This window comes from Microcystis sp. LE19-41.2A (genome assembly GCF_027530405.1).
Classification (GTDB): Bacteria; Cyanobacteriota; Cyanobacteriia; order Cyanobacteriales; family Microcystaceae; genus Microcystis; species Microcystis aeruginosa.
In genome coordinates, this window is the sequence record NZ_JAPZQJ010000410.1 from 1 (window position 1) to 2956 (window position 2956).

3 protein-coding genes and 1 pseudogene are annotated in these 2956 nt (G+C 44.3%); all 4 read left to right on the plus strand.

Annotated features, from left to right (window positions below; genetic code table 11):
- A pseudogene (locus O9290_RS16680) lies at nt 1–339 on the plus strand (IS1 family transposase); the annotation flags it as partial.
- Between the two features lie 150 nt (nt 340–489).
- On the plus strand, nt 490–1104 hold the full coding sequence (locus O9290_RS16685) for a Uma2 family endonuclease (RefSeq protein WP_288024024.1): 615 nt from the start codon (nt 490–492) through the stop codon (nt 1102–1104).
- 82 nt (nt 1105–1186) lie between these two features.
- Nucleotides 1187–1720: a 5-(carboxyamino)imidazole ribonucleotide mutase gene (gene purE, locus O9290_RS16690; protein ID WP_002761719.1), complete on the plus strand. Its 534-nt coding sequence runs from the start codon at nt 1187–1189 to the stop codon at nt 1718–1720.
- 42 nt (nt 1721–1762) lie between these two features.
- Complete coding sequence (locus O9290_RS16695; protein WP_002761720.1) at nt 1763–2563, plus strand: tetratricopeptide repeat protein; 801 nt, start codon at nt 1763–1765, stop codon at nt 2561–2563.
- Nucleotides 2564–2956 lie beyond the last annotated feature (393 nt).

The window sequence follows — 2956 nt, forward strand, 5'->3', positions numbered from 1 at the left end:
CAATCAGCTAAAAAACTTTGGGGCTAGTTTACCAGGTGTTTACCGACAATGCGCGGTTGCTTACACAGACTTTTGGGAGTCCTATAAGACAGTAATTCCCAGTAAACGTCATCGACCGGTCGGAAAAGAAACTGGTCAAACCAATCCTATTGAAAGATTAAATAATACCTTTCGACAAAGGATTTCTCGGTTGGTGAGAGAGAGTCTATCTTTCTCTAAAAAAATGGAGAATCACGTTGGGGAACCCTTTGGTATTTTATCCATGACTACAATGCACAGCAAAGCAAAGGATTAAGCCGCCATCACTACTACCGAATCACCACCCTTTTTCTGGGGTGAAAAGATACCGTGCAGTTTCCGATATTTATAGGAATCGTGTAGCTAATTTTGATGATCAATTAATCTTAACGGCTTGTGGATTATGGAATTTTTATTTAGCGGCAGCATAAGCATTAATTAAAAGGAGAAGCAAGCTGAACTTCTCACAAAATAATTCATTCGGCTTTTTCTTATTTTGCAACAAGTCTATTATGGCGCAAGAGCAGTGATTACTACGCTTCGGGAAATCTAACCATCTACTACAACGCGGAACAACTAAAAAAACGTGATTTCTGTGGTTCCGATTTTTTTGTGGTTTTAGATACCGAAAAACGTCCCCGCAAAAGTTGGGTAGTCTGGGGAGAACAGGGGAAATATCCGGATGTAATTGTCGAGATTCTCTCCGATTCTACGGCCAATATTGACCGCAATAACAAGAAAATTCTCTATCAGAATACCTTTCGCACTCCTAATTATTTTGGGTTTGATCCTAATACTTTAGAATTACAAGGATTTAGACTAATTGATGGACAATATCAAGCCATTTCTCCCAATGAACAGGGTTATCTCTGGAGTGAACAGTTAGGATTATATTTAGGGATATTTGACCGTAAACTGCGTTATTTTACCGCCGATGGTCAATTAGTCCCCACTCCTCAAGAAGCGGAATTACAGCAACGACAGGCAAAAGAACAGGCTCTTTTAGAAAAAGAAAGGGAACGACAAGCTAAGGAAAAATTAGCCCAAAAATTGCGAGAATTAGGCATCGATCCCGATGCAATTTAGGGGAAATCTGATCAGTAGGGTTTGAAGACAAAATAACAAACCCTGCTATAAGATTAAAAAGCAAAATTATTTTCTAGCAGTTATGGTGACAGCAGCGCCCCTAGTGGGTGTAATTATGGGCAGTGATTCCGACTTACCCACCATGAAAGAAGCGATCGCAGTTTTAGAGGTTTTTCAGATTAGCCACGAAGTCACCATTGTCTCGGCCCATCGTACCCCCGAAAAAATGTTTGAATACGGCAAAAACGCTCATTTAAGGGGAATAAAAGTGATTATCGCTGGAGCCGGCGGGGCTGCCCATTTACCCGGGATGGTGGCATCTTTAACCCCCTTACCCGTGATTGGAGTTCCCGTAGTCACGCGCACTTTACAAGGGTTAGACTCTCTCTATTCAATTGTACAGATGCCCGCAGGCATTCCCGTGGCCACGGTGGCGATCGGTAATGCCAAAAATGCCGGACTTTTAGCGGTTCAAATTCTCGCCATCGGTAATGCTGATCTTTTAGAGCAAGTTATCGCCTATCGTCAATCCCTCAGCGATTCCGTCCTCGAAAAACAAAGCAATCTTCAACGACTAGGCTATCAAGACTATCTAGGGCAGAGTTCACCTAAGTAGGGTAGATTGAGAAAAGATTAAGTAACAAATTATGAAGTAATTATGCGTTGGATCACCGCTTGTGTATTGAGTCTATTGCTCTTTTTTGCCCTACCCATAGCGGCTTATGCCGATAGCCCGACTATTAGCGAAGAACAGATTAGAGAAGGGGAAGTTATCGCCGAAAAAGCCCTAGAAGCCACAGAAAAAGGGGATTACGCCCAGGCCGAAAGCTATTGGACCCAATTAGTCGCCAAATTCCCCACTAATCCCGCCGTCTGGAGTAATCGCGGCAATGCCAGAGTCAGTCTCAATAAATTAGAGGATGCGATCGCTGATTTTAACCAAGCGATCGCCATTGCCCCCGATGCCCCCGATCCCTACCTCAATCGCGGCACCGCTTTAGAGGGAGAAGGCAAATATCAAGAAGCGATCGCCGATTATAATAAAGTTTTAGAACTGGATCCCAATGATGCCTTTGCCTATAACAATCGCGGCAACGCCGAAGGCGGTTTAGGGGACTGGGAAGCCGCCGTCAAAGACTATCGCCAAGCTACCCAACTAGCCCCGAATTTTGCCTGGGCGCAAGCTAATCTGGCTCTGGCCCTGTACGAATTGGGCAGATATCCAGAAGCAGTCCAAAAAATGCGGAATATTGCCCGCAAATACCCCATGTTTCCCGATGTCAGAGCAGCCTTAAGCGCCGTTTTATGGACCCAAGGACAACAGGGAGAGGCGGAAAGCAATTGGGTAGCCGCCGTCGGCATGGATACCCGCTATCAAGACCTCGATTGGGTAAAAAGCGTGCGACGTTGGCCGCCGAATATGGTTCTAGCCTTAGATAAGTTTCTTAACTTAAAGTAAAGAAGGACTAAATAGCAATTTTTCTCGCAGTAGCGGGACTGAGAGGCCAATTATCCTGAAATCCGCGACTAAAATACAATTGAGATGTGCTGGGTTGTACTGCATTTAAACTGCGTCGGGGAAATTTTAGTACAAATGCTCAAACTTCCTCGACCCAGCTCCGGCTCCCCCAACTCCGGTGGGGTTAAATACAGAAACTTGCAACTTTGACACCGCCACTGTCACTACCACCCCTAAGAGATGAAGTGTAAACTAATTAGGGTTTGCTGAATAAATCTAAAAACCTTGTTGGATAAGGCTTTTAGACTTTTTTGACCTCAAAAAGTGCCGACCATTGGAGTGATTGGGGGGAAAATTCAGGTACTTTTTCCCTGAAAATTAGGTAATTGACCC

What these genes read in the sequence shown, in the direction of transcription:
- O9290_RS16695 (WP_002761720.1), top strand. Translation starts at nt 1,763, where the DNA reads ATGCGTTGGATCACCGCTTGTGTATTGAGTCTATTGCTCTTTTTTGCC.
- purE (WP_002761719.1), top strand. Translation starts at nt 1,187, where the DNA reads ATGGTGACAGCAGCGCCCCTAGTGGGTGTAATTATGGGCAGTGATTCC.